General features: G+C 34.8%; 19 protein-coding genes. 5 read left to right on the top strand and 14 right to left on the bottom strand.

From position 1 onward, the window contains the following. Positions 1-18 precede the first annotated feature (18 nt). The 4 genes from WCV66_RS18675 (at position 19) to nadE (ending at position 3,652) form a co-directional block, all read left to right on the top strand. Positions 19-567 carry an isochorismatase family cysteine hydrolase gene (locus WCV66_RS18675; RefSeq protein ID WP_338786478.1) on the top strand — a complete coding sequence of 183 codons (549 nt, stop codon included), beginning with the start codon at positions 19-21 and terminating at the stop codon, positions 565-567. 52 nt (positions 568-619) lie between these two features. Next, on the top strand, positions 620-2,101 hold the full coding sequence (locus WCV66_RS18680) for a nicotinate phosphoribosyltransferase (protein ID WP_338786479.1): 1,482 nt from the start codon (positions 620-622) through the stop codon (positions 2,099-2,101). Between the two features lie 104 nt (positions 2,102-2,205). After that, entirely contained in the window at positions 2,206-2,820 is a 615-nt protein-coding gene (gene nadD, locus WCV66_RS18685) for a nicotinate (nicotinamide) nucleotide adenylyltransferase (protein WP_338786480.1), read from the top strand. A gap of 13 nt (positions 2,821-2,833) precedes the next feature. Then, complete coding sequence (nadE, locus tag WCV66_RS18690) at positions 2,834-3,652, top strand: ammonia-dependent NAD(+) synthetase (protein WP_338786481.1); 819 nt, start codon at positions 2,834-2,836, stop codon at positions 3,650-3,652. A gap of 146 nt (positions 3,653-3,798) precedes the next feature. Here the strand turns inward: nadE and WCV66_RS18695 are convergent, their stop codons facing one another. The 4 genes from WCV66_RS18695 to uxaC all read right to left on the bottom strand — a co-directional run bounded on the left by WCV66_RS18695 (position 3,799) and on the right by uxaC (position 9,338). Next, entirely contained in the window at positions 3,799-5,289 is a 1,491-nt protein-coding gene (locus tag WCV66_RS18695) for a UxaA family hydrolase (RefSeq protein WP_066340489.1), read from the bottom strand. Continuing rightward, entirely contained in the window at positions 5,273-6,757 is a 1,485-nt protein-coding gene (locus WCV66_RS18700; protein ID WP_338786482.1) for a tagaturonate reductase, read from the bottom strand. The genes WCV66_RS18695 and WCV66_RS18700 overlap by 17 nt, the downstream gene beginning before the upstream one ends. Positions 6,758-6,863: 106 nt before the next feature. Next, positions 6,864-7,874, bottom strand: a complete 1,011-nt coding sequence (locus WCV66_RS18705; protein WP_338786483.1) for a LacI family DNA-binding transcriptional regulator — start codon at positions 7,872-7,874, stop codon at positions 6,864-6,866. Between the two features lie 36 nt (positions 7,875-7,910). Beyond that, complete coding sequence (gene uxaC / locus WCV66_RS18710; protein WP_338786485.1) at positions 7,911-9,338, bottom strand: glucuronate isomerase; 1,428 nt, start codon at positions 9,336-9,338, stop codon at positions 7,911-7,913. Positions 9,339-9,660: 322 nt separating this feature from the next. Here uxaC and WCV66_RS18715 point away from each other — a divergent pair, with 322 nt between their 5' ends. After that, the gene (locus tag WCV66_RS18715; protein ID WP_338786486.1) at positions 9,661-10,539 is read left to right on the top strand and encodes a hypothetical protein; all 879 of its coding nucleotides are present in this window, start codon (positions 9,661-9,663) and stop codon (positions 10,537-10,539) included. 368 nt (positions 10,540-10,907) lie between these two features. On the opposite strand, the gene WCV66_RS18720 is transcribed toward WCV66_RS18715, so the two are convergent. The 10 genes from WCV66_RS18720 to WCV66_RS18765 form a co-directional block, all read right to left on the bottom strand. After that, positions 10,908-12,899: a beta-galactosidase gene (locus tag WCV66_RS18720; RefSeq protein ID WP_338786487.1), complete on the bottom strand. Its 1,992-nt coding sequence runs from the start codon at positions 12,897-12,899 to the stop codon at positions 10,908-10,910. A 46-nt stretch (positions 12,900-12,945) separates the two neighbouring features. Continuing rightward, positions 12,946-13,623 carry a rhamnogalacturonan acetylesterase gene (locus WCV66_RS18725; RefSeq protein WP_413789598.1) on the bottom strand — a complete coding sequence of 226 codons (678 nt, stop codon included), beginning with the start codon at positions 13,621-13,623 and terminating at the stop codon, positions 12,946-12,948. 43 nt (positions 13,624-13,666) lie between these two features. After that, positions 13,667-14,701, bottom strand: coding sequence for a glycoside hydrolase family 88 protein (locus WCV66_RS18730; protein WP_338786488.1), 1,035 nt, complete (start codon positions 14,699-14,701; stop codon positions 13,667-13,669). Between the two features lie 41 nt (positions 14,702-14,742). Next, positions 14,743-16,041, bottom strand: coding sequence for an ABC transporter substrate-binding protein (locus tag WCV66_RS18735; protein ID WP_413789599.1), 1,299 nt, complete (start codon positions 16,039-16,041; stop codon positions 14,743-14,745). A gap of 247 nt (positions 16,042-16,288) precedes the next feature. After that, a complete protein-coding gene (locus tag WCV66_RS18740; RefSeq protein ID WP_338786490.1) occupies positions 16,289-16,957 on the bottom strand; it encodes a YesL family protein in 669 nt (222 codons plus the stop codon). A 119-nt stretch (positions 16,958-17,076) separates the two neighbouring features. Continuing rightward, positions 17,077-17,970: a carbohydrate ABC transporter permease gene (locus WCV66_RS18745; RefSeq protein ID WP_083964827.1), complete on the bottom strand. Its 894-nt coding sequence runs from the start codon at positions 17,968-17,970 to the stop codon at positions 17,077-17,079. 3 nt (positions 17,971-17,973) lie between these two features. Continuing rightward, a complete protein-coding gene (locus tag WCV66_RS18750) occupies positions 17,974-18,909 on the bottom strand; it encodes a carbohydrate ABC transporter permease (protein ID WP_066340464.1) in 936 nt (311 codons plus the stop codon). 52 nt (positions 18,910-18,961) lie between these two features. Further along, a complete protein-coding gene (locus WCV66_RS18755; RefSeq protein ID WP_338786491.1) occupies positions 18,962-20,272 on the bottom strand; it encodes a sugar ABC transporter substrate-binding protein in 1,311 nt (436 codons plus the stop codon). Positions 20,273-20,531: 259 nt separating this feature from the next. Next, positions 20,532-22,076: a response regulator transcription factor gene (locus tag WCV66_RS18760; protein WP_338786492.1), complete on the bottom strand. Its 1,545-nt coding sequence runs from the start codon at positions 22,074-22,076 to the stop codon at positions 20,532-20,534. Further along, on the bottom strand, positions 22,069-23,835 hold the full coding sequence (locus tag WCV66_RS18765) for a sensor histidine kinase (protein WP_338786493.1): 1,767 nt from the start codon (positions 23,833-23,835) through the stop codon (positions 22,069-22,071). Before WCV66_RS18765 ends, WCV66_RS18760 begins: the two co-directional genes overlap by 8 nt. Between the last annotated feature and the right edge of the window lie 175 nt (positions 23,836-24,010).

A 24,010-nucleotide genomic window follows, 5' to 3' on the forward strand; every position in this document is an offset into this window, starting at 1 on the left:
TTTCAGGAGGAAAATTAAATGAAAAAAGCATTAATTAATATTGACTACACAATTGATTTTGTTGCAGATCATGGTGCATTAACATGCGGAAAGCCAGGTCAAGAAATTGAAAAAGATATTGTTCAAATAACAAATGATTTTATAGAAAATGGTGATTTTGTCGTTTTTGCGATTGATATGCATAATGAAAAAGACGCCTACCATCCAGAGACAAAGTTATTTCCTCCGCACAACATAATAGGAACGAACGGTCGAAACCTTTTTGGTGAATTAGAAAATGTCTATCAAACACATAAACAGAAGGAACATGTATATTGGATGGATAAAACAAGGTACAGTGCTTTTGCAGGCACAGATCTTGAGCTTAAACTTAGGGAACGCGGAATTACAGACCTTCATCTAGTGGGTGTTTGCACAGATATTTGTGTATTGCATACAGCAATTGACGCTTTTAACAAAGGATTTAACATTATAGTTCACAAAAAAGCAGTAGCAAGCTTTAACGAACAAGGTCATAACTGGGCTTTAGATCACTTTAAAGCATGTATTAATGCTAAAGTTATCTAGGAATACAATGATCTTTACATGAAAATAGATCTTTTTACTGGAGGATATGACGATGAATAACAACTTTAGTGATGATAGTTTAGCTCTTCACACAGATCTTTATCAAATAAATATGACTGAATCTTATTGGGAAGATAATATCCACAATCGAAAGGCTGTATTTGAAGTATATTTTCGTAAGCTTCCCTTTGGTAATGGCTATGCCGTTTTTGCAGGACTTGAAAGAATTATTCAATATCTAGAAGATTTTCACTTCAGCGAATCTGATATTGCCTATTTACGTGATGAATTAAAGTACGAGGATGACTATTTGACATATTTGAAGGATCTTCGCTTCACTGGTAATGTTTACTCAGTTGTTGAAGGTGAGATGGTATTTGGGAATGAACCAATTGTTCGAATCGAAGCTCCTTTAGCAGAGGCGCAATTAATTGAAACTGCTATCCTAAACATTGTAAATTACCAAACTTTAATTGCGACAAAAGCAGCTCGAATTAAACACGTTGCTGGTGATGATACAGTGATGGAATTCGGAACGAGACGTGCCCATGAATTGGACGCTGCGATCTGGGGAACGAGAGCTGCATTTATAGGTGGATTTGATGCCACTTCAAATGTTAGAGCAGGAAAATTGTTTGGAATTCCTGTATCTGGGACCCACGCACATTCTTTCATACAAGCTTATAAAGATGAATATATTGCCTTTCATAAATATGCACGTCGTCATAAGGATTGCGTTTTTCTTGTTGATACTTACGATACTTTAAAATCTGGTGTACCAAATGCAATTAAAGTTGCAAAGGAATTAGGCGACAAAATTTCATTTAAAGGAATTCGTCTTGATAGCGGAGATTTAGCTTACTTATCCAAGGAAGCAAGAAAAATGCTTGATCAAGCAGGGTTTCATGATACAAAAATAGTTGCATCTAATGATTTGGATGAAGAAACAATTATGAACCTAAAATCTCAAGGCGCAAAAATTGATATTTGGGGAATTGGAACTAAACTTATCACTGCTTTTGACCAACCAGCATTAGGTGCGGTCTATAAACTAGTGTCAATTGAAGATGAAGATGGAGAAATGATTGATACAATCAAAATTAGCGGCAACCCAGAAAAGGTTTCAACCCCTGGTTTAAAGAAAGTCTATAGAATCATTAATCGTTTAAACAATAAATCTGAAGGAGATTATATTACCCTTCATAATGAACAACCTGAAAAGGAAGAAAAGATAAAAATGTTCCATCCTATTCACACATTCATTAGCAAATTTGTTACGAACTTTGAAGCAAAAGAACTTCACCAGAAAATTTTTACAGATGGAAAGCTAATATACGATACACCAACTTTGATACAAATGCAGACGTATACAATGGAAAATCTACACTTATTGTGGGATGAATATAAACGTGCATTACATCCTGAAGAATATCCAGTTGACTTAAGCCAAGCTTGTTGGGAAAACAAAATGAAAAATATTGAAGAGGTTAAACAAAAGGTCTCAGTAATGATAACAGGTAGTTCAAATTCATAATAGGTCCCCTCTTACTCAGTTAAATTAGGTGGACACGATAATACCCTTAGTCGTTCTAGTTGTTTGGTCTACCAGTTTTCATTATGAATATTTGGAGGATAACGATGGGAAAAATCGGGATTTACGGATCATCCTTTGATCCTATTACTAATGTACATCTTTGGACTGCAAATACAATTCGACATCGCTGCAAGCTTGATAAGGTCATCTTCTTACCTTGTTCTAGTAAGCGGAAGGATAAACAGATGCAAACAGACGACAGTCACCGTATGAATATGCTTCAGCTGGCAATCGAAAATAATGATACATTCATAGCTGATGATTACGAAATGACTCAAAATGCTTGGAACATCTCAACTTACGAAACATTAAAGTATTTTAAAACCAAATATAAAAATGATACGATATATTTTATTATGGGTGCAGATCTATTAATCGATATCGGAAAAGGAAAATGGGGAAACTCAAGTAATCTTGTACAAGAAAACAAGTTTATCGTAATGGCAAGAGATGGTATAAACATGTTAAAAGCGATTAGCAGTTCACCTATATTAAGAAATCATGATGATGGTGAAACATTTCATTTAATCGATAAAGGTCTTGCTATGGAAATTAGCTCTACCTATATTAGGGAAGAGTTTTCCCTAGGTGGAGATCCGCGTTATCTTTTACCTGAAGTATGTTACAAATATATTAATGAACATTCATTATATCGGTAGGAGGAATGAAAAAATGAGTATACAAAAGCAAATTATGAGTGAATTACATGTAAAAGAAACAATCAATCCAAAGGAAGAAATTCAAGCTCGTATTACATTTTTAAAAGATTACGTTAAGAAAACAGGGGCAAAAGGCTTTGTACTTGGAATTAGTGGTGGCCAAGACTCTTCCCTATCTGGACGCCTTGCACAGCTTGCAGTAGAAGAACTACGAAATGAAGGCTATGAGGCTAAATTTATCGCTGTTCGTCTTCCTTATGGGGTTCAAAAAGACGAAGATGATGCACAGCTAGCATTATCATTTATTCAGCCTGATGAAAGCATCGCTTTTGATATTTCTAGTACAGTTGATACATTTGCCCAAAATTATCAAGATACAACAGGTGAACCTCTCACTGACTTTAATAAAGGAAATGTAAAAGCGCGAGCACGCATGGTTACACAATATGCGGTTGGCGGACAAAAAGGCTTATTAGTCATTGGCACTGACCATGCTGCTGAAGCTGTAACTGGATTTTTCACAAAATATGGGGACGGTGGAGCAGACCTTCTACCCCTCACTGGATTAACAAAACGTCAAGGTAAAAGCTTATTACAAGAATTAGATGCACCAGAACGACTATATCTCAAAACACCAACTGCGGATTTACTTGATAACACTCCTCTACAAGCTGACGAAACTGAGCTTGGCATTACGTATGATCAACTAGATGACTATTTAGAAGGAAAACAAGTTGATCAAGAAATTGCTAAAAAAATTGAAAAACGCTATGTCGTTTCTCAGCATAAGCGTGAACTTCCAGCTTCTATGTTTGATGCGTGGTGGAAATAAGAATGTATTTTGTCCCCCCCGATATTCTATAATATCGGGGGTCTTTTTTTCTATATAAAGCATATCCGCTCATTTTTTATTAACTATAAATTTATTATGTTAACAGGAAAATGAAAGGACAGAATAATTCTGCCCCTTCATTAAAATTATAACGTAACACCTGTTTTAAAAATAGCAATCTCTCTAAAGTTATTCTTTTCGTGATTCAAAAGCTCACCACTTGCAACCTTTATAATATAAGTAATAAAATCCTCTAAAAGCTCTTCTGAGGATTGACCTTCAATAAGTGTCCCAGCATTAAAATCAATCCAATGACGCTTTGTTTCAAAGATTTGTGTGTTCGTTGATATTTTCATCGTCGGGACAAATGTCCCAAACGGAGTCCCTCTCCCTGTAGTAAACAAAACGAGCTGACAGCCTGATGCTGCTAATGCGGTAGATGCAACCAAATCATTTCCAGGTGCACTTAGAAGATTCAATCCTTTTGAGTGTAATCTTTCACCATATTTTAGAACATCTACTATTGGAGCTGTTCCCGCTTTTTGAGTACAGCCTAGAGATTTATCTTCAAGTGTTGTAATTCCCCCTGCTTTATTACCTGGTGATGGATTTTCATAAACAGGCTGATCATGTTTTTGAAAATACCGTTTAAAATCATTAATTAACTCAACAATTTCATGAAATACTTCTTCATTTTCCGCTCTTTCCATCAATATTTTCTCTGCACCAAACATTTCTGGAACTTCAGTTAATACAGTTGTCGCTCCTTGTGCAACTAAATAATCGGAGAGTCTTCCAAGTAAAGGGTTAGCTGTAATGCCTGAAAAGCCATCCGAACCACCACATTTTAAACCGATTTTTAATTCAGACAAAGGAATATCCACTCTTTTATCAGCTCTAGCATTCTCGTAAATCTCAACTAGCAGATCTACACCCTCTTCAATTTCATTTGAAACCTCTTGTGAACGGAGAAACTTAACTCGATTCTCATTGAATTCACCTAGTGAGTCCTTAAACTCATGAATATCATTATTTTCACAGCCAAGACCTAAAACTAAGACACCACCTGCATTTGGGTGTTTCACTGCATTCCCTAAAATCGTTCGGGTATTCACATGGTCATCACCAAGCTGTGAACAGCCATAATTGTGTTTAAGAACTTGTATATGTTCGAAGGGAGAAATGTCTCCAACCCTTTCTTTAAATTCTCGGATGATTTGATCTGCAATCCCGTTCACACATCCTACCGTTGGTACGATCCAAAGCTCATTACGAATTCCTACCTGCCCATCGTCTCGCTTATACCCTTTAAAGGTCATATTTTTTCGCTGTCCGATTATATGTTGAATGTTAGGATGATATTCATATTCTTCCACACCAGACAAATTTGTCTTCGTATTATGCGAATGCACCCAGGTACCAACATCTATATCATCTGTAGCATGACCGATTGGAAAACCATACTTTAGAATATTTTCGCCAGTTTTTATGAACTTCAATGAGAACTTATGTCCTTTAGCAACAGCCTCTTTTAATTGAATTGTTTCGCCATCTACTTCAAGTTTTTCATTTTCTTCTAGATGGCGTATAGCAACCGCAACATTATCAAGCTCATTTATTTTAATAAACGCTTTCATTATATTCACCCTTTAAGTGTGGTAATTGTTTAAGAGCCTCAGTCATACCCAATTCAGCAATTGTTACTACATTTCGTGTTACCGATTCGGTTAAGTTGGGTATCTCATTTAAATTTAATCCCCAAAGTCTTTCATCAGCCAAAATATTTGAAACAAGATCTCCAATTTTCATTTCACTTTCATCACAGTTGCTCCATAATTCTTTAAATAAAGTTAATGTCACTTCATCATCAACTAGGTCAATTTCTTCAGTTCCACGTTTTCCCTTGTAGAAATAGATCAGAGCACTTAATGAAAAAACGATACCTTTTGGCAGCTTACCAAACTGATCTACAAAATCGAGTAGTGTCGGTAAGATCCTAGCTTTAAATTTTGAGATGGAATTTAATGCAATACTTGATAAATAATGATGAATAAAAGGATTTTTAAATCGATTTAAGACATCCTCCGTAAATTGGGTAAGCTCTTCTTTGGAAAAGGATAATGTCGGAAGAATTTCGTTTAAGATTGCGTCCTCGACATATTCCTTCATAATGCCTGTCGTAACTGCTTCACTTACTGTGTTTAAACCATATAAATAGGCAACAGGTGTCATCAAAGTATGTGCACCATTCAATATTTTTACCTTCTTCAATCTGTAGGAGCTTAAGTCGTCGACTACATGGACATTTAATCCTGCTTTTTCAGCTGGAAATTCATCTTTAACAAACTCTGGGCCTTCAATAACAAACAAGTGAAACTGCTCGCCAACAACAACTAGCTTATCTATATAACCAAGTTCTTCTGTTTTTTCTTTAATTGTATCCTTAGGAAATCCTGGTACGATTCGATCGACTAATGTATTGCAAAAGGTATTCGCATCTACGATCCAATCAATAAATTCAGTTTCTAAGTTCCAAGTGTGAGCATATTGCAAAACGATTCTTTTTAATTCCTTTCCATTTTCCTCAATCAACTCACATGGAAAAATGATAAATCCTTTGGAAGGGTCACCTTTAAAAACTTGAAACCTTTCATACAAAAATGCTGTTAACTTACCGGGAAAGCTTTTTTGTGGTCGATCATGAAGTTGATCCTCCACTTGAAATGTAATACCAGCCTCAGTCGTATTTGAGATAATAAAACGTAGTTCTGGATTTTTTGCCATTGCTAAATATTCACCATAATTATTGACTAAATTTATCCCTCTGCTCACACTACTAATTACTTCATGTTCACTAACCGGTTTTTGATCTTTAATGCCTTGCAAATATAAGGTATATAGTCCATCTTGTTCGTTTATCGTATTAACAGTTCCGTTCGATGTTGACTGCACAACGACAACACGACCATTAAATAAATTCTGCTTATTCATTTCGTGAATTTGCCAATCTGTAAAAGCTCTTAGAAAATTGCCAGTACCAAATTGCAGCACTTTTTCTGGATATAATTGATCATTGTCCACTAACGCTTTAGTTAAATTTTGCAATTTATTGCCTCCTCAGAAAAGAAATTTTGCACACGTGAACATTTTTGTAAATAATAATGAAAGTGTCTGAACCATAATTTCAACATCTATGTTCAGACCCTTTCAATTATTGTACTACGCGAGGTCCAGCGACAGTTTGACGATTGACTAAGTTAGTTGTTAAGTATATTGGAGCAGCTTCTCCAACATCTTCATCCATTAATTCTAATAGCTTTTTTGCACCAACCATACTAATTTGTTCAATCGGTCTTTTAACTGTAGTTAGAGCTGGTGTCGTATATTCAGAAAAGCCAATATCATCGAAGCCAATAATGGACATTTGCGTTGGTACGACAAGTCCTGCTTCGTTGATTGCTTTCATTGCTCCAATTGCCATATCATCATTTGAACAAAACACCGCAGTAGGTGGACTATTTAGTGATAATAATTTTTTCATCGCCTCATAGCCGCTTTCCATATCATAATTCCCTTTCACCATATACTGCTGAAGAATAGGTACATTATGATCAATCAGAGCATTTAAATAACCTTCTTTTCGTTCTTGTGATGAGCGAAATTCTGATGTGCCTTCAATAATAGCAATATTCTGATGGCCATTCTTAATGAACAAACTAACGGCTTCATAAGCTCCTTCACAATCATTAGATAAAATATTGATAATTGATCGATCCTCAACCTTGCGATTTAAAATCACAAGTGGGATTTTTTGCTCTAAAACATGATAGATAAACGCGTTATCCACATCACTTTGGCTCATCAAGATAATTCCATCAAATCTTTTTCGAGTGATAGATGAAAAAGATTGAAAATCCTGGATTCCTCTCACAAATAAATTATAATTTTCGTCAATAACCGTATGGACACCTTTGATGGTTTCAGCTAGAAAACTTGAAGATGTACCATTAACTAAGCTAGTTAAAAATAATCCAATTGTATACGACTTTTGCAGGACAAGACTTCGAGCATGCACATCAGGTGAATAGTTAAGTTGGTTTGCTATCTCAACGATTTTTTGTTTTGTCTTATCTTTAATTAATGGACTATTGTTAAGTGCTCTAGAAACTGTTGTATGTGAAACATTTGCTAACTTAGCAATATCTTTAATTGTAACTGCCACCTAAATACCTTCTTTCAATTCCTTTAACCAAACATATTATCCTTTTTCTAGTTCCAAGACACCGTTAAATTGAAAGTATTCTTTCGCATTGTAATATGAAATACCTTGCACAATTTCACCTAGCATGTCAGGATCATTCGGTACTTCACCATTTGCCACCCATTCACCAATTAATTGACAGATAAGTCTTCTAAAATATTCATGTCTTGTATAAGAAAGAAAACTTCTAGAATCTGTAAGCATACCAATAAATTGACTAAATAGCCCAATATTCGCAAGCGTCTTCATTTGATCTAACATACCGTCCTTCTGATCATTGTACCACCATGCAGTTCCAAACTGCATTTTACCTCGAATTCCTCCACCTTGGAAGCTACCAATCAAGCTTGCAAGCACATTGTTATCTCTTGGGTTAAGTGAATAAACAATCGTTTTTGGTAGTGCATTCTCACTTTCCAATCGATCAAGGAATTGGCATAAAGGCTTTGCAACAAGATCATCATTCATACCATCATATCCAGTATCTGGCCCTAGCTCCCTTAACATTCTACTATTATTATTTCGCAGAGCGTTAATATGTAATTGCATCGCCCAGCCTAGGCTAGAATATTTCTTTCCTAAGAATACTAATGTATAAGACTTATATTTCTTTTCATCCTCAAGACTTACCTTTTCACCCGCTAAAGCTTGTTTAAAGATTCTATCAACTTCAATTTTGTCTGCATCAGCAAACATCATCGTGTCAATCGCATGATCTGATACTCTTCCTCCAAGTTCATGGAAAAAGTCTACTCTTGATTCTAGTGCGGTTAAAAAATCATCATAATTGTTAATTGTTGTATTCGAAATCATAGAAAGGCTTTCAACCCATGCAACAAATTGATCTCGGTTTATTTCTAAGCCTTTATCAGGTCTAAAGCTTGGTAAAACACGAACTTGGAAATCGTCTGTTGCATTTAACTTCTGATGATATTCTAGTGAATCAACAGGGTCATCTGTAGTGCAAATGACTTCGACACCAGACTTTTTAATAAGCTCTCTTACGGTAAATTCTTCACTGTTCAATAATTGATTTACCTTTTCCCATATCATCGGTGCACTTTTTTCATTTAAAATGTCGTAAATACCGAAAAATCGTTGCAGCTCTAAATGTGTCCAATTATAAAGAGGATTCCCAATAGTCATTGGTATCGTTTTTGCCCATGCTAGGAATTTATCATAATCACTCGCATTCCCCGTGATAAATTTTTCTTCAATTCCATTCGCTCTCATTGCTCTCCACTTATAATGGTCCCCATATAACCAGGCCTCAGTTATATTTTTAAACTGTTTATTTTCATAAATTTCTTGAGGACTTAAATGACAGTGATAATCAATAATTGGTAAGTCCTTAGCATATTGGTGATATAAAGTAACAGCCACATCATTTGTTAATAAAAAATTTTCTCCCATGAATGTTTGCAACTTATTCAACCCCTTTAGGTTTTAAATTCTTGCACACGTGAACATAATTGTAAAAATCAAAACATTTATTTAACTTATTTTAAACTATTCAATTTTTGCACACGTGAACATTTAACTTTATTATATGCTGTTAGGGAAAAATATTCAATATTTTCGAACAATATAAAAAAACATTTTATTATCATCTATTGTAATAGTTTTGAAAGATAGTTAGAAATATAGTATCAATATTTTTTTATGGTAAATTTATCATTTTTTTAATAAACTAGAAGTAATGAAATAATGACTTTTGATCTAAAAAACAAGAAAAGGTTGGAAATAAATGAAAAACAACAAACACTTTCTACTTAGACTACCTCTTTTGGCTTTGATTTCATTCCTTTTTCTTTCAATTGCAGCATTTGTTGTTAAGGACAAGAAAAAAATCTCTTCTCAATTAGAGACTTCAAAATATCCAATTCCGATTATGACTGTTATAAGAAAAAGTCTTGGTGTTTCCTCTTCTTCAGGAGAATTTGATCATATTATCAGTGGGATGTCTAAAATTGATGTTTTAAAGCAATACATCAAGCAAGTTGAAATACCGATTACTGGTATGTTATTCCGTAAAGCTGTCAACGATGTTTTTTGTTTAAATTTAAACAAAATTTCAGACGAAGGTGAAGGAGCAAAACTCTTAGTCTATTCTGACGAAATTATGGAAGGGTTGAGAGAAGCTCTAAATATCAAAAACCCTTCAACTGAATCTAATAAAACCATCATGTCATTAAAAAAAGCGGAAGTGATGGACCTATACCTTAAGACATATAATCTTCATACATACGAAGAAATAATAAGGATCGTTAATTTAATCTATGGCATAAACCTACCAGGGATTTCATCACTAGAGGATTCACGGATTTCTCTATTTTCTAAAAATCAATGGTTGCTACAAAAAGATACAAATTTATTTGTCGTCTACACAGGAAAAGGTGATATAGATGTAAAAGTGTATCCTACTCCATATTACATTAAACAAACTGGACTAACTGAATTACCTCAAGAACTTCAAAATGCCTTACTAAATCTCGGGTTTCGCTTTGATATTGAAAAGGCAGCCTATTACTATCAAAACCCGTCCGGTGAAACAGTTTCAGATTCATTCAAAGGACAAACTCTTAATGCAATTCGAGCAGTTGTTGGTAACATGACGGTCGATTAATTGAATATCGGATCATAAAATTGAAAAAGACAAAGCACTCTACGCATAGATGCTTTGTCTTTTTTCAAGAGGCTCTTTTCTAAAAGATTGTTGTTTTTGAACAAAAATGATTAGGTTGATTGGTGCGGAAGGTGCGAGACTCCTGTGGGAGTAGCGGGACAGATGAGACCCCGCAGGCGCTTCGCGCTGAGGAGGCTCATCGCCCGCCCCACGGAAAGCGAGCATCCTGAAGCGCCAATCAACCAACCCAATACTATTTTAAAAGCAACAAAGTTTGCGAAAACATCCTTTCAAGAAAACGAATTTTGGTTTTATCACGAATAGGTAATTGCGGTTCATTCTTCCATATATAAACTTCCTATTTCTACTCAATCATTTGTAAACCGAATTATCTTATATTGAAATGGTTCGATTTCACATTCCCTATTCGAAATATATTCATTTGATAATTCATCAATTCCAACATATGGGAGAGTAACTGTTCCGCCCATACCATCCATATTGACAATAATCCATACTAGATATCCATTTCCTTGTCTTGGCGCTACGATTGTCCCTTTTGATACATCTGTCTTCAAAGTAACATTTGCTTCTTCAGCATAATGATTGAAACATTTCTTCAATAAAAAGTCTCCTTGCTCACCTATTGGTAAAGATCCTAACATAACAATTTTGCCTTTTCCACGCCTATTTTCTGTTAAGAATGCTTTTCCTGCAGAGAGTCCATTCTTAATGATGCCTACTGACTTTCCTTCTTTTGGTTGAAATACCGAACTCCATATTCCTAAAGTTGCGCTGGTTTCCATAAACTCTCCAATTGATTCAGTACCATCCATAGGATACGTAAATAGTGTTTCTACACCGGCAAGTTGATCTAACTCCCCTAATGCAGCATCTGTATGAATCGTATGATTTATCGTGCTACCACCTGAAAGCGGTCCAACAATCCATATTCCTCCTTCCTCAACAAATTTTTCTGCTTGCGAAATATAATTTGGCGATAAATAATGAACAAATGGAGTGAACAGTAATTTATACCCATTTAAATTCGCTCGTTCAGGAATAAGGTCACGATGGTAACCAATTGATAAAATTTTCTCATAATAATCAATCATAAGTGATCGATAATCTAAGCCTTTATGTGGCTCTGTTTTTATAAAAGCCTTCGCGATATCTGAATAGGTAATTGCTACTTCAGCTTGAATGGGTTTTGTAGACAGGATAACAGACTCTATTTCTTTTCTTGCCTTCTCTACTTCCATTACATTCTCAAAGCCAACTGTAGGTTTTCCCCATGCACTAATAACAGATCCATGTGGTTGTTCACATCCAGTGCGTTGCTGTCTCCAAAGCCAATAACAAAAGGCCTCTGCTCCTAATGCATAAGCCGCAACAGCCTCTGCTTTAAGATAGCCATTTGGATGTGGAACAGCATAGCTTTCTAGTGAAGCACTATAAGATGGGCTGGTTTCCATAATCCAAAAATCTTTGCCCTTCTTAAAATTCCGCCACAAATCACAGTTAAATAAATAGGAAGCAAAATTAGTTTGTTCTGCATACGTATCAAATGACGCGAAATCCAGGTTTTCGTAAAGTCGCTCATTATCAACATGAAAAAAGGTTGTACTATTATGTGTGATCGGTGCTTGAGAATGTTTACGGATAATTGCTGCTTGTTCTTCTGAAAATTCAGCAATTTTTTCATATGAAAATAGCTGATACATTGTCTTTAACGATGAATTATGTAGAAAAGGTGCCGGATGAGGTTGTGGAACTTGGTCAAATTGATGATAATGTTGGCTCCAAATATGGGTTCCCCATGCTTCATTTAATTCATCAATTGTTCCATAGCGTTTTTCTAACCATTCATGCCAAAGTGTCTTACATTTTGTACACATACATTCACTTACATGACATTTAAATTCATTGTCGATTTGCCAACCTATTACTCCAGGAAGATTTCCAACTGACTTTGCAATTTCCTCAGTAATAATCGCAGCTCTTTCACGAAAATAAGCATTATTCGTACAAACATGCTGACGAGAACCGTGTCCCATCACCCGTCCGTCTGCATCAACATACATTCTTTCTGGGTGATTGTGGGTTAACCAAATTGGCGGGGTAGGTGTTGGTGTACACATGATTGTTTCAATTCCATGATTACTCAATTTATTAATCATGTTTTCGAAGAAACTAACATCAATCTTCCCTTCTTCCTTTTCAATGATTGACCAAGCAAATTCACCCATTCTGATAACATTTATACCAGCTTCAATCATTAAGTTTATATCGTTTTCTATTGCTTCTTCATTCCATAATTCGGGATAGTACGCAGCTCCATGGTATAGTTTATTGCTCATATTGTCTGCCCTCCTCAATCTATTTAGTGAAAAATACGAATCTTGATTAGTCAGTTATATATGATCCAATCGATAATTCTAATTCTTTTATTCCTTCAATGACGAGCTTTGCTATTTCATAGGCTCCAGCTTCGCAAAAATGGGTATTATCCTCAATCCCATCAGGATAGTTTGGATGTTTATTTGGCAGGAACATCGTAAATAATTTCCGTGATTCTTCTTCTCCCAAAGCTTCATAAAGGCTTTTTGTTTTTGACCATAAATCAATTAATGGTACATCCTTCCTTTCAGCTAATTGGATCATGGCTAAAGGATATTCTCCTAATGTATTTTCGAGTTTTCCATTTTTATCAAACTTACGACGATGTACGGATGTAAGCAGGATTGGATGTGCTCCTTTTTCACGAGCACCAGTTATATATTGACTTAAATAGTATTGATATGTGCTATACGGCTCTGTCCCATAAAATTTTTGATCATTATGTCCGAATTGAATGAATAAGTAATCGTTTGGCTGAATGTGTTCTAGTATTGTCCTGAGTCTTCCTTCCTCTATGAAACTATTTGAGCTTCTTCCACCAAGAGCTTCGTTAAACACAATAATTTTTTCATTAAAAAAGGTTTGAAAAACTTGACCCCATCCAGCCATTGGAGCTTCATGCTTTGGACAGTTTGCCACAGTTGAATCACCTGCTAAATAGATCGCTTGTCTCTTCATATCCATTTAGAATCTCCTCCTTCTTGCAGATCATTGATAATTTAACAGATTACCTGTAAACAAGTTTACTAGTCTTTAATAATTCTGCTAAAAAAACGAGTGCTAACCCTTGACCCCATCCTTGAATACGTTTATACGGTACATTTTTATATCCAACCGCATCCTTCATTACAGCCGTACCAGCTGAAACTTTAGACACTTTTCCATCTTCTTCAATTTCATTTAATATTCCACTGATTGCTTTTTGGGTGTATTTATTATATAGGGTACCTCTAGTAAGAATGGCAGCTGCAATAGCTGATGAACCTGATACTTCAAGATATGATGTTGGATCATCAACAATGGTGTGCCATAAACCTGATTCAGCCTGGAGTCTAACAAGTGTACTTAATTGATCTCTTAATGAGCAATCGATGATCATATAAGACGGATGCTGAACCTCAACTAACTCCAATGCTTTTGCCATTGTTAATGCAGCCCAACCATTTCCACGAGCCCAGTAAATTGATGACATATGATTTTTGGCAATATTGTCCCATCCATGGTAATAAAGATTTGTCATTGGCTCTTGAAGGAAGTCTTCATGGCCATGATATTGCTTAAGTCCGTCTTCAACATAATCCTCTCGATTTAGGAGTTTTCCAACACGTAATAAAAATAGCCCTGCCATCATCATCGTATCGACCCAAGCCTGTTCTGGAAAAACATCCTTCACTGAGTTAACAGTATGTTGAAATACTCCATCAGCAAATCTTGGAGCATCATTTTGAAGGTAATCTGCCATATCTTTTATTACAATTAAATATTTCTCATCTTCTGTAACGTTAAAAAGTGTAATAAGTGCATGTCCGATCGATACACCATTAATTGATAACTTTGGTAATCCATCTTCAAGCCATTCATCCACCCATGATTTTAATAGATCGATATATTCTTGTTTTTCTGTTGCTTCATATGCTTCTGCAACTCCATAAAAAGCAACACCACCAGGCCAATCCCAGTTAAAATCCATTTGAAATGTACGTTCCACTACAAGATCGATTAGTTGACGAATTTCCGCTTCATCAAATTGAAGTTTTGGCATACTATTATCCCCCCATTACTTAATCCTACTATCCTAAGTCTCTACTTACCTTGTAAAATATTATCTGCCTGGGCTCTGAATTTTTTTGCACCTTCTTCAGGCGTAATTTTTTTAAATAAAATTTGGTCTGAAATATCTTTTAGCGCTTTCATAACTTCTCCACTTCCAATTGGATCTGGTGGATAATATTCACTCGTTATTTTTTTTGCATCTTCTACATATTTAACAATTTTTGATTCACCCTCTGTAAGCTCTGGTTTAATAGCTTCAGATACTTTTGCGGAAACAGGTACACCGCGTTCACCTTTAATTAATTTATTTGCGGCAACATTATTTACGAAGAAGTTAATAAATTTAGCGGCTTCATCCTTATGCTTTGAGCTCTTAGGAACAGAGAAAAGCATACTTGGTTTTAAAAATAACGCTTTATTTTCAAGATGCTCAGGTGGTAGATGCAGTGTTAATGGTGCATCTGTTAATTGATCAAAAGCTGCATACTGGTTTGAATAATTCCAAGTAATCGCAGAAGTCCCTTTTACAATAAAGTCATCCTCTACACCTCGAACTGCTGCCCCTTCATCAGGGGTTGGAAATGCATGTCCATCAATAAGCCTTACTTGTCTTTCGAAATAATCGACAAATAATTGATCATCAGTATAAGCAAGACCTTTTCCATCTTCTTTATAGAATTTTTCACCTTTTGTTCTTAAATAGTAAGGGAAAAAAATATCTGGTGGACTCATCCCATTTGATCCGTATACATTTGCTTTTTTCCTAATATCTAGTGCAACTTGTTCCATATCACTCCAAGTCCAACTATTTCCATCGAAATTGATTCCAGACTTCTGCAATATATCATCATTTGTAATTACAGATAAAACATTAATACCAAGTGTAAAACCGTACATTTTGTCACCGATTTTTCCACTGGTTAAAACACTTTCATCAATTGATGAAACATCAATCGTTTCGTCCTCTATATATGGTGTTAAATTTTCTAACAATCCGATTTCACCATATTGAGATAAATACGCCATATCCATTTGAAAAACATCAGGAAGTTCATTTGCAGCAGCCATTGGAGCAAGCTTTCTCCAATAATCATCCCAGTATGCAAATTCTGCTTTGATATTAACATTTGGATTTTCCTTTTCATACATTTCGATAACCTTTGTTGTATACTCATGCCGAGTTTGACTTCCCCACCATGCAACTCTTAATGTTATGCTCTCTTCTCCACTTCCTCCACCATCACCTGTCTTTGTTTTACTCTCTGAACTACATGCAGTGAAAGTAAACAAAAACACAAAAATTAGGGCTAAAAGCAAAGCTTTTTTCACATACATCCCCCTCATTTATATGTAAGTGCTTACACATAAAAGTTTAATAGGTCAAAGAATTATTTTTAATATAATAACTAGATAATATTGTTTAAAAAACAGAGGAATCCTTTATTATACTATCAGCAAAAAAATCTATTAACCTAGTATTATTTTAATCATTTATTTCCTATAGGTCTACACCCTTGGATGTTAAGCATGGGCTCCTTTCTAGAAAGATAAGTCCAAAAAAGCACAAAGCGAAAGATCAAAATCCTCTTTCGCTAATTACGTTCGATTTACTATTTTCCAATATTGTTTGGTGCTTTCGATTCATTTTATTGAAGGCGTTGTTTGCAGGCTTCGTGATTGCTAATGCTAAAACATTACCACTACAGATTATAAGTAGAGGGGGAGCGTATGAAAGTAATAATAATAATCCAACACTACCTACTAGAATCAAAAGAGTAGAAAATGGATTGTAAATCATAACAAAAAATGAATTTTTTATTATATCAAAGGTCTTCATCTCATAATGAACAAACATAGGAAAAATATAAAATAGCATACAAACAAATATAATTGAAATAATGTAAAATGGAACTAATAAAAGATTCTGGATTGACTGTGCAGCTTGTTGTAGGAATAGAAAATCAATCAGTAATACAACACCCATTAACATAATGATTGACCCGAGAATATTGCCTTTTATAAACTCCTTTTTATATGAACTCCAAAATGTTTTAAAAACGGGAATTTCCATTTCACCTAATGCCCATTTACGAACGACAGCAAACATTGCTGCCGTTGCAGGAAAGAAGCCAAAAATAATGAATCCAAGCAGTGAAAAGAATATCCATAAAAGATTCAAAAGAGCTAACCTTGAAATCCATTCCAGAATACTGTTTAACCCACCCATAAATCCTGTTGTTTCCATCCTAATCCTCCTCATTCTTCTTATTCATGGTTCAACACATGGCATGACTTAAGCTGTATCATGAATAATCGGGTGAAGAATGTGTGATCAATCCCTTTTATTCTCACCCTTTTTTACCCTTAACCTTTTAAACCGCTTGTGCTAATCCCTTCAACAACATGTCGTTGGAATAAGAAGAAGACAACAAATACAGGAATTAACGTAACGATCGACATCGCAAACATTGCACCCCAGTTAGAAACGGTTTCATTACTTAAAAACATATTTAATGCCATTGATACAGTGTATTTATCAGGACTGTTTAAATAAAGCACAGGTCCGAGCAAATTATCCCATGTCCAGTAAAAAGAAAAGATAGCAGCAGTTGCTAATGCTGGTCTAATTAATGGTAGGATAATTTTATAAAAAATCTTAAATGTGTTACATCCATCAATTGTTGCCGCCTCATCTAGTTCTCTAGGAATTGTACGGATAAATTGTACCAATAAGAAAATAAAGAACGGATGTCCAAAGTACGCTGGAATAACAATTGGTTTAATTGAATCGAGCCAACCTAGTTTTGAGAAAATAATATACTGAGGAATCATTACAACCTCATAAGGAAGCATCAATGTAACCATCATAATAGCAAACCAAAAGCCTTTTCCAAAGAAATTCATTCTTGCAAAGCCGAAAGCAATAAATGCGGAGGAAATGACTTGGCCAATCATTGTGAAAATAACAAGAACGACTGTATTTTTAATGAAGACACCGAATGAGTTGCCCCCAATCCCTTCCCATCCTTTGGAAAAGTTATCTAAAATCCATGGATCAGGAATAAGGGACTTAGCTGTAACAAAGATCATTTCACTAGGTTTGAATGAACTCATTAAGAGCCATATAACAGGATAAAGCATTAATAATGCAAAGCCCCCAACGAGTAAATGATAAACCCACCACTTTGCAGATTTTATTCGCGGAACACTAATTCTTTGAGGATTGGTTATTGTTTTAAGATTTGCATTTGTCTTCATCTGTTATTTCCCCCCTTCAGATTCATAGTGAACCCAGTACTTGGATGTAAAAAAGATAATTGCGGTTAAGATCCCGACGATAATCAACATAATCCATGCCATTGCAGAGGCATATCCCATATTAAAGAATTCAAAACCTTGAATAAAGAGATAAAGCGAATAAAGAAGTGTACCATCTAAAGGACCACCAGTACCTTTTGAAATGATAAACGCAGGAACAAAGGTCATAAATGCAGCAATTGTTTGCATAATTGTATTAAATAAGATAACTGGACTTAACATCGGTAATGTAATCTTTGTGAATTTTTGCCAATAGTTAGCTCCATCAACACTTGCTGCTTCATAGTAGCTCATAGGAATACTTTTTAAGCCTGCTAAGAAAATTAACATTGAAGATCCAAATTGCCAAACAGATAAAAAGATAAGCATCCACAGTGCAGCTGTCGGGTCACCAAACCAGCGTACGTCCGGAATTCCTAATAAACCTAAAAGAATGTTAACAATTCCTTCGTCACCGAAGATATTACGCCACATGATCGCAACTGCCACACTACCTCCTATTAATGAGGGTAAATAAAATAATGATCTGTATAGGCCTACTGCTCTAGACGTAGTATTTAAAATCATTGCAACTAAAAGAGCAAATCCGAGTCTTAAAGGGACTCCTGCAAGTACATAAATAAGTGTAACTTTAAGTGATTGCCAGTATCTTGGATCAGCAGTAAACATTTTTTTATAATTTTCCAGCCCTATCCATGATGGAGTTGAAAACATATTATAACTAGTAAACGATAAATACAGTGAGGTTATAATTGGGATAAACGTAAATGCTAGGAATCCAATAACAAAGGGACCTATAAACAAGTATCCTCCCAAATTTTGCTTTATAGCACGGGCACTCATACTATCATTTCCTTTCTTAAGAAAATCACTTGTCATTTAAAGTACGATAGCTGATCGAATGATGATCAGCTATCGTATGAATCTACAATTATTTATTTTGAGACAAAATGCTTTCTGCCTGTTGTCTAAACTGTTTTGCAGCATCTTTAACCTCAAGCTGACCATAATTCATTTGCTCTGACAAACTATCAAGAAGTTCGATTACTTCTCCAGCACCAATTGGGTCTGGACCATCGAATTCTGAACTATTTTGTTCAGCCCATTCTACACTATCAAATACTTGAACTTGTTCAGGAGATAGTTCAGGTTTAAGCGCCTCTTTGACTGCAGATGAACCAGGAATACCACGCTCACCCAAAATCAGTTTATTAGCCTCAATATCATTTACAAAGAAATCAATGAATTTCGCAGCTTCTTCTTGGTGCTTAGAATTATTTGCAACCGACCAGAACATACTAGGTTTTAAGTATAAGCCTTCTTTTGTTCCTGGCCCTGGCATAGGATGAATGCCTAATGGTCTATTTGCAACTTGTTGTAAACCTACAAATTGGTTGGACCATTGCCAAATTCCAAGTGCATCTTTCGTAACAACTGGATCATCTTCAATCCCTTTTAATTGAGCTAAATAATCTGGAGTTGGTACAACACCATCTTTTACCATATTTGAAGTCATTTCAAAGAAATCTACAAATAACTGATCATCATCATAACCTAAAGTAGTACCGTCTTTACTATAAAGTGATTTTCCTAATGTTCTTAAATAATAGTTAAAAAATACATCTGCTTTCATACCTGTATCAACAAATACGCCTGCATCTTTTGCTTTTTTAGCCAATTCCTTATAATCATCCCATGTCCAATTCTCATCTAGGGAATCTACCCCTACTTTTTTCAACAACTCAGGATCATAATGGAAGCCAACAACATTTACCCCAGCGTTAAATCCATATAATTTATCACCGAGTTTCCCACCATCAATGATATTATCACTGAAATTTGTTACATCAATTTGTTTATCTAAAAATGGTGTTAAGTCTGCTAACTGTCCATTTTCAGCATATTGGGAGAAGTAAGAAAGATCCATTTGAATAATATCTGGTAATTGTTGAGCTGATGCTTGTGGAGCTAGCTTTTTCCAATAATCATCCCAGCTTGCATATTCAGCTTGGATTTTCACATTCGGATTTTGCTCCTCATACATTTTTATTACCTCAAGTGTATAGTCATGTCTTGGTTGAGAACCCCACCAAGCAATGCGGAGTGTAACTTTTTCGTCTTCACCATCACCTTTACCACTATCAGAACCAGAACTAGATCCACCAGATGAACTACTTCCACTACATGCCGCTAAAGAAAATACCATTACAACTGATAGCAACAAAAACAGAAACTTCTTCATTTCTATATCCCCCTTTTCATTATCCTGTTAACGCTTACAAGGTATATTTTATAGGCTTTTTCACACGATTTGAATTTAAAAATCAGTTATCTATGTTTAAAAAACAGAGTATTCTTACCATTGAAACATTGTTCTTTAATCCTATTCATAGACTTTGGAGCAGGATTTTAGAGTGTTTAGCCACTTTACTAGAATTATATAGTTTCCAAAACAAAAAAACTCATTATCTAAATAAGCGAAATTAGATAATGAGTTTAAATTATTGTAAATATGCTTTTCGATATTCTGATGGAGAATATCCAGTATATTTCTTAAACACCTGACTAAAATATTGTGGATTATCACCAAATCCAATCATTTCAGCTAGTGTGAACACCTTCACATCATCCATCAGCTCGATCTGTTCAATTGCTTTATTAATTCGAACCTGTGTAACATAGCTTGAAAATTTCTCTCCGGTTTCCTGTTTAAACAACTTACCTAAATAATCAGCATTCATGTATACTTTGTTTGCTACCCATTTAAGTGAAAGCTCAGTATCCCCAAGATGCTTATGAACAAGGTCCATCATGCTATGAATGACTGCTGAGTGGTTGGATTTGTGCCTTTCATAATGAACCTGAGTAATCTCATGTGCAATCATAACAAAAAATTCTTTCATTTGCTGAATTGTATCCATATCCATTAATGAAGACATTTTTTCCATATAATTTTGAATTCCTTTTGAATCTGAGCTTTGTATCACTAGTAAAAATAGCTGCATGACATAGGAACGGGTTAAACTTGTAGAAAGCATTCTTTCGGTTAAATCATGAAAAAAACCAGAAATTTCACACTCTACCTTTTCCCAATTCCCTGACTTTATTAACAGACAAAGACTTTGTCCATCGTAATCAAAATTATAAAGTTGTTTTTCATGGCGAATATCACTTTTAGTTATAATACTTCCTTCACCTAAATAAAAGCGATGATTCAAGCATTCAAGTGCTTCTAAATAGAGTCTTCTTGCCTGTGAGATAGAATCAACCTCACTAATTGCAACAGTCATATCCATTTCATAGATTTCATAGAAATGAGTTCTTAGTTGTTCGATCTTTTCCTGCAGGCTTGAAAAGTTGTCATCATTTACAAGAAACAAAACATATTCTCCTATATTTGTTGATAAAATCGATGGGGCAAAAAGATCTTCTCCTAGGTTTTCAATAACAAACATATGTTCATAATGATAGTCTCCCTCTAGTCGAAACACAATCAACCTAATTTCCTCTTCTTGAAAATTAATATGAAAAAGCTTTTCATAAAATTGAATACCCCTGTTACCATCAGTTTTACTTGTTATAAATTCTTTTAGCAATTGTTTTTTAACATAAGGCTGTATTTGTTCAAGACGGCTTTTCATATCCAATAAAAACCGTTCTCTATTTTCTTCACTCGTTAATTCATTGATTACATTTTTCATTGCATCAATAATGATATTCTCATTACACGGCTTTAACAGATAATGTTTCACACCATATTCCATTGCTTGTTTAGCATAGTCGAATTCACTAAAGCCCGATAGAATGATAAATTTAATAAAAGGGTGTTCTTTTGATACTCTCTTAACTAATTCAAGTCCGTTTAATCCAGGCATCTTAATATCACAAATGACAATGTCTGGGAGCTCTTTTATAATGATGTCATAGGCTTCAAGACCATTTCTTGCTGTTCCGATTAATTCAGTCCCTATTTCCTCCCAGTCTATGATGTTTGAAATCCCTTCTAATATAATTCTCTCATCATCAACTAATAATACTTTATGCATAGTCCCACCTCGTTTGATATGGTATGACAATGAGTACCTTTGTTCCTTTATTGATCTTACTATCAATCTGTAAACCATATTGATTGCCAAAGACGAACTTAATTCTAGAGTCGATATTACGTAATCCTATTCCATTACCTCTCGTATTGATTTCACCTTTTCTCACGCTTTCAAGCTGCTGCTCGTCCATACCAATGCCATTATCTTCAACAAGGAGGTGAAGCAAATCACCGTTTTTATATGCTGAAACACTTATCATACACGGCTCAATCATCATTTCCAATGCATAATGAATCGCATTTTCAACCAATGGTTGAACAATAAGCTTAGGCAGCACACATTCCTTAACATCTTCATGAATTGATAAATGAAAATCCAAACGTTCTTCAAAACGGAATCGTTGAATAGTTACATAATGTTCGACCATTTCGATCTCTTCTTGCACTGTAATGACATCATCTTTTAAACTAATAGCATTCCGTAATAAATAGCCAAGAGATTCTACCATTTTAGATATTTGCTGTTGTTTATTAATCTTTGCTAACCAATTGATTGATTCGAGAGTATTATATAAAAAATGTGGATTTATTTGAGACTGTAAAGCTTTAAATTCAGTATCTTTAACTAAAAGCTGCTTTTCATAATTTTCTTTAATAAGCTCATTAATTCGCTCGATCATGACGAAAAAATTCCGATGGAGAATTCCAACCTCATCATGAACCTGTGAGGGCTTAAAGGTATCAGCAACTTTAAAATCTCCATTTTGGACATATTTCATGGCGGATACTAAATTTTCAATCGGATTTGTGATTCGTTTCGAAAACTGAATAACTAAATAAATCGCACTTAAAAAGAGTGAAAGGAATAAAAAAATCACCACAAATTTTATAGCCGTTACCTTGGCAAACATCGTTCCGAATGGTATCACATTCCAATATGTCCAATTTGCATACGGGGATTTTGAATGTGTCACGAAGAAACTTCTGCCATACACTTTTTGGAATTGATAGCCTTGATTAGTATTCCCTGAAAAATTCAGCTTATCTAGATGGGTAAAAGGCTTTTCCGTAAAAAAGATATCCTCACCCTTTGAGATAATAATAATACCTTCTTGCCCTTCCCACTCTCTAGGGAGTTCTTTAACAATTTCATCTAATTTAATTTCAATTACTAAGGTTCCTAATTCCTCAAGACTTAAATTCCGAGATGATTTTAACTGTCTTGTTGAAAAAATTGAATCTTTCGAATCTTTAAGCGATACCCATACATTACTCCCATCGCCAGCTTTAGCTTTTGTGATCATTTCTTCATTATGCTTATATAATAGAGACGATGGTGTGCCACCTGCACGATATTCTGTTCCATTTACATCGAATAGGTGAATGGATTGAATATACTTCTCTGCTCCAACATAACTTGTTAACTTTTCCCAAATCTCTCTTTCAATTTGATATTGCTCGTATTTAGATACTTCGTCTTTCGTTTTGATTAATGCATTTTGAATAACATTGTCAGTTAGAATCTTATATGTTACTTCCTCAATATTTTTTAATTCGTCTTCAATCCGATTAGATGACATGATTAAGACTTGTGATGATTTGCGGTAAATTTGTTCATCATAACTAGAAAAAGCATATTTAAATCCGACTACGATAAATGCTAAACAAACAACCATGATAATCGAAATAAAAACGATTAACTTATACTTAATTTTTAAGTTTCTATACCTGGTTGAAAGATATGAGATTAGATGCTTCATAGCCCTTTTGAACCCCTTTAATTTACCTAATACCCAAAAACGAGAAATCATAGTAAAGATAAAAATATGAATATAGTGAAAAGGAGTAGTAACGGTATTGTAAAATCCTTCACCACTCCCAAACTACCTACTAAACATTGCTTATATATTATGTACTGTATTATGAATCAATTTG

The organism is Metabacillus rhizosphaerae (genome assembly GCF_037201795.1).
Classification (GTDB): Bacteria; Bacillota; Bacilli; order Bacillales; family Bacillaceae; genus Metabacillus; species Metabacillus rhizosphaerae.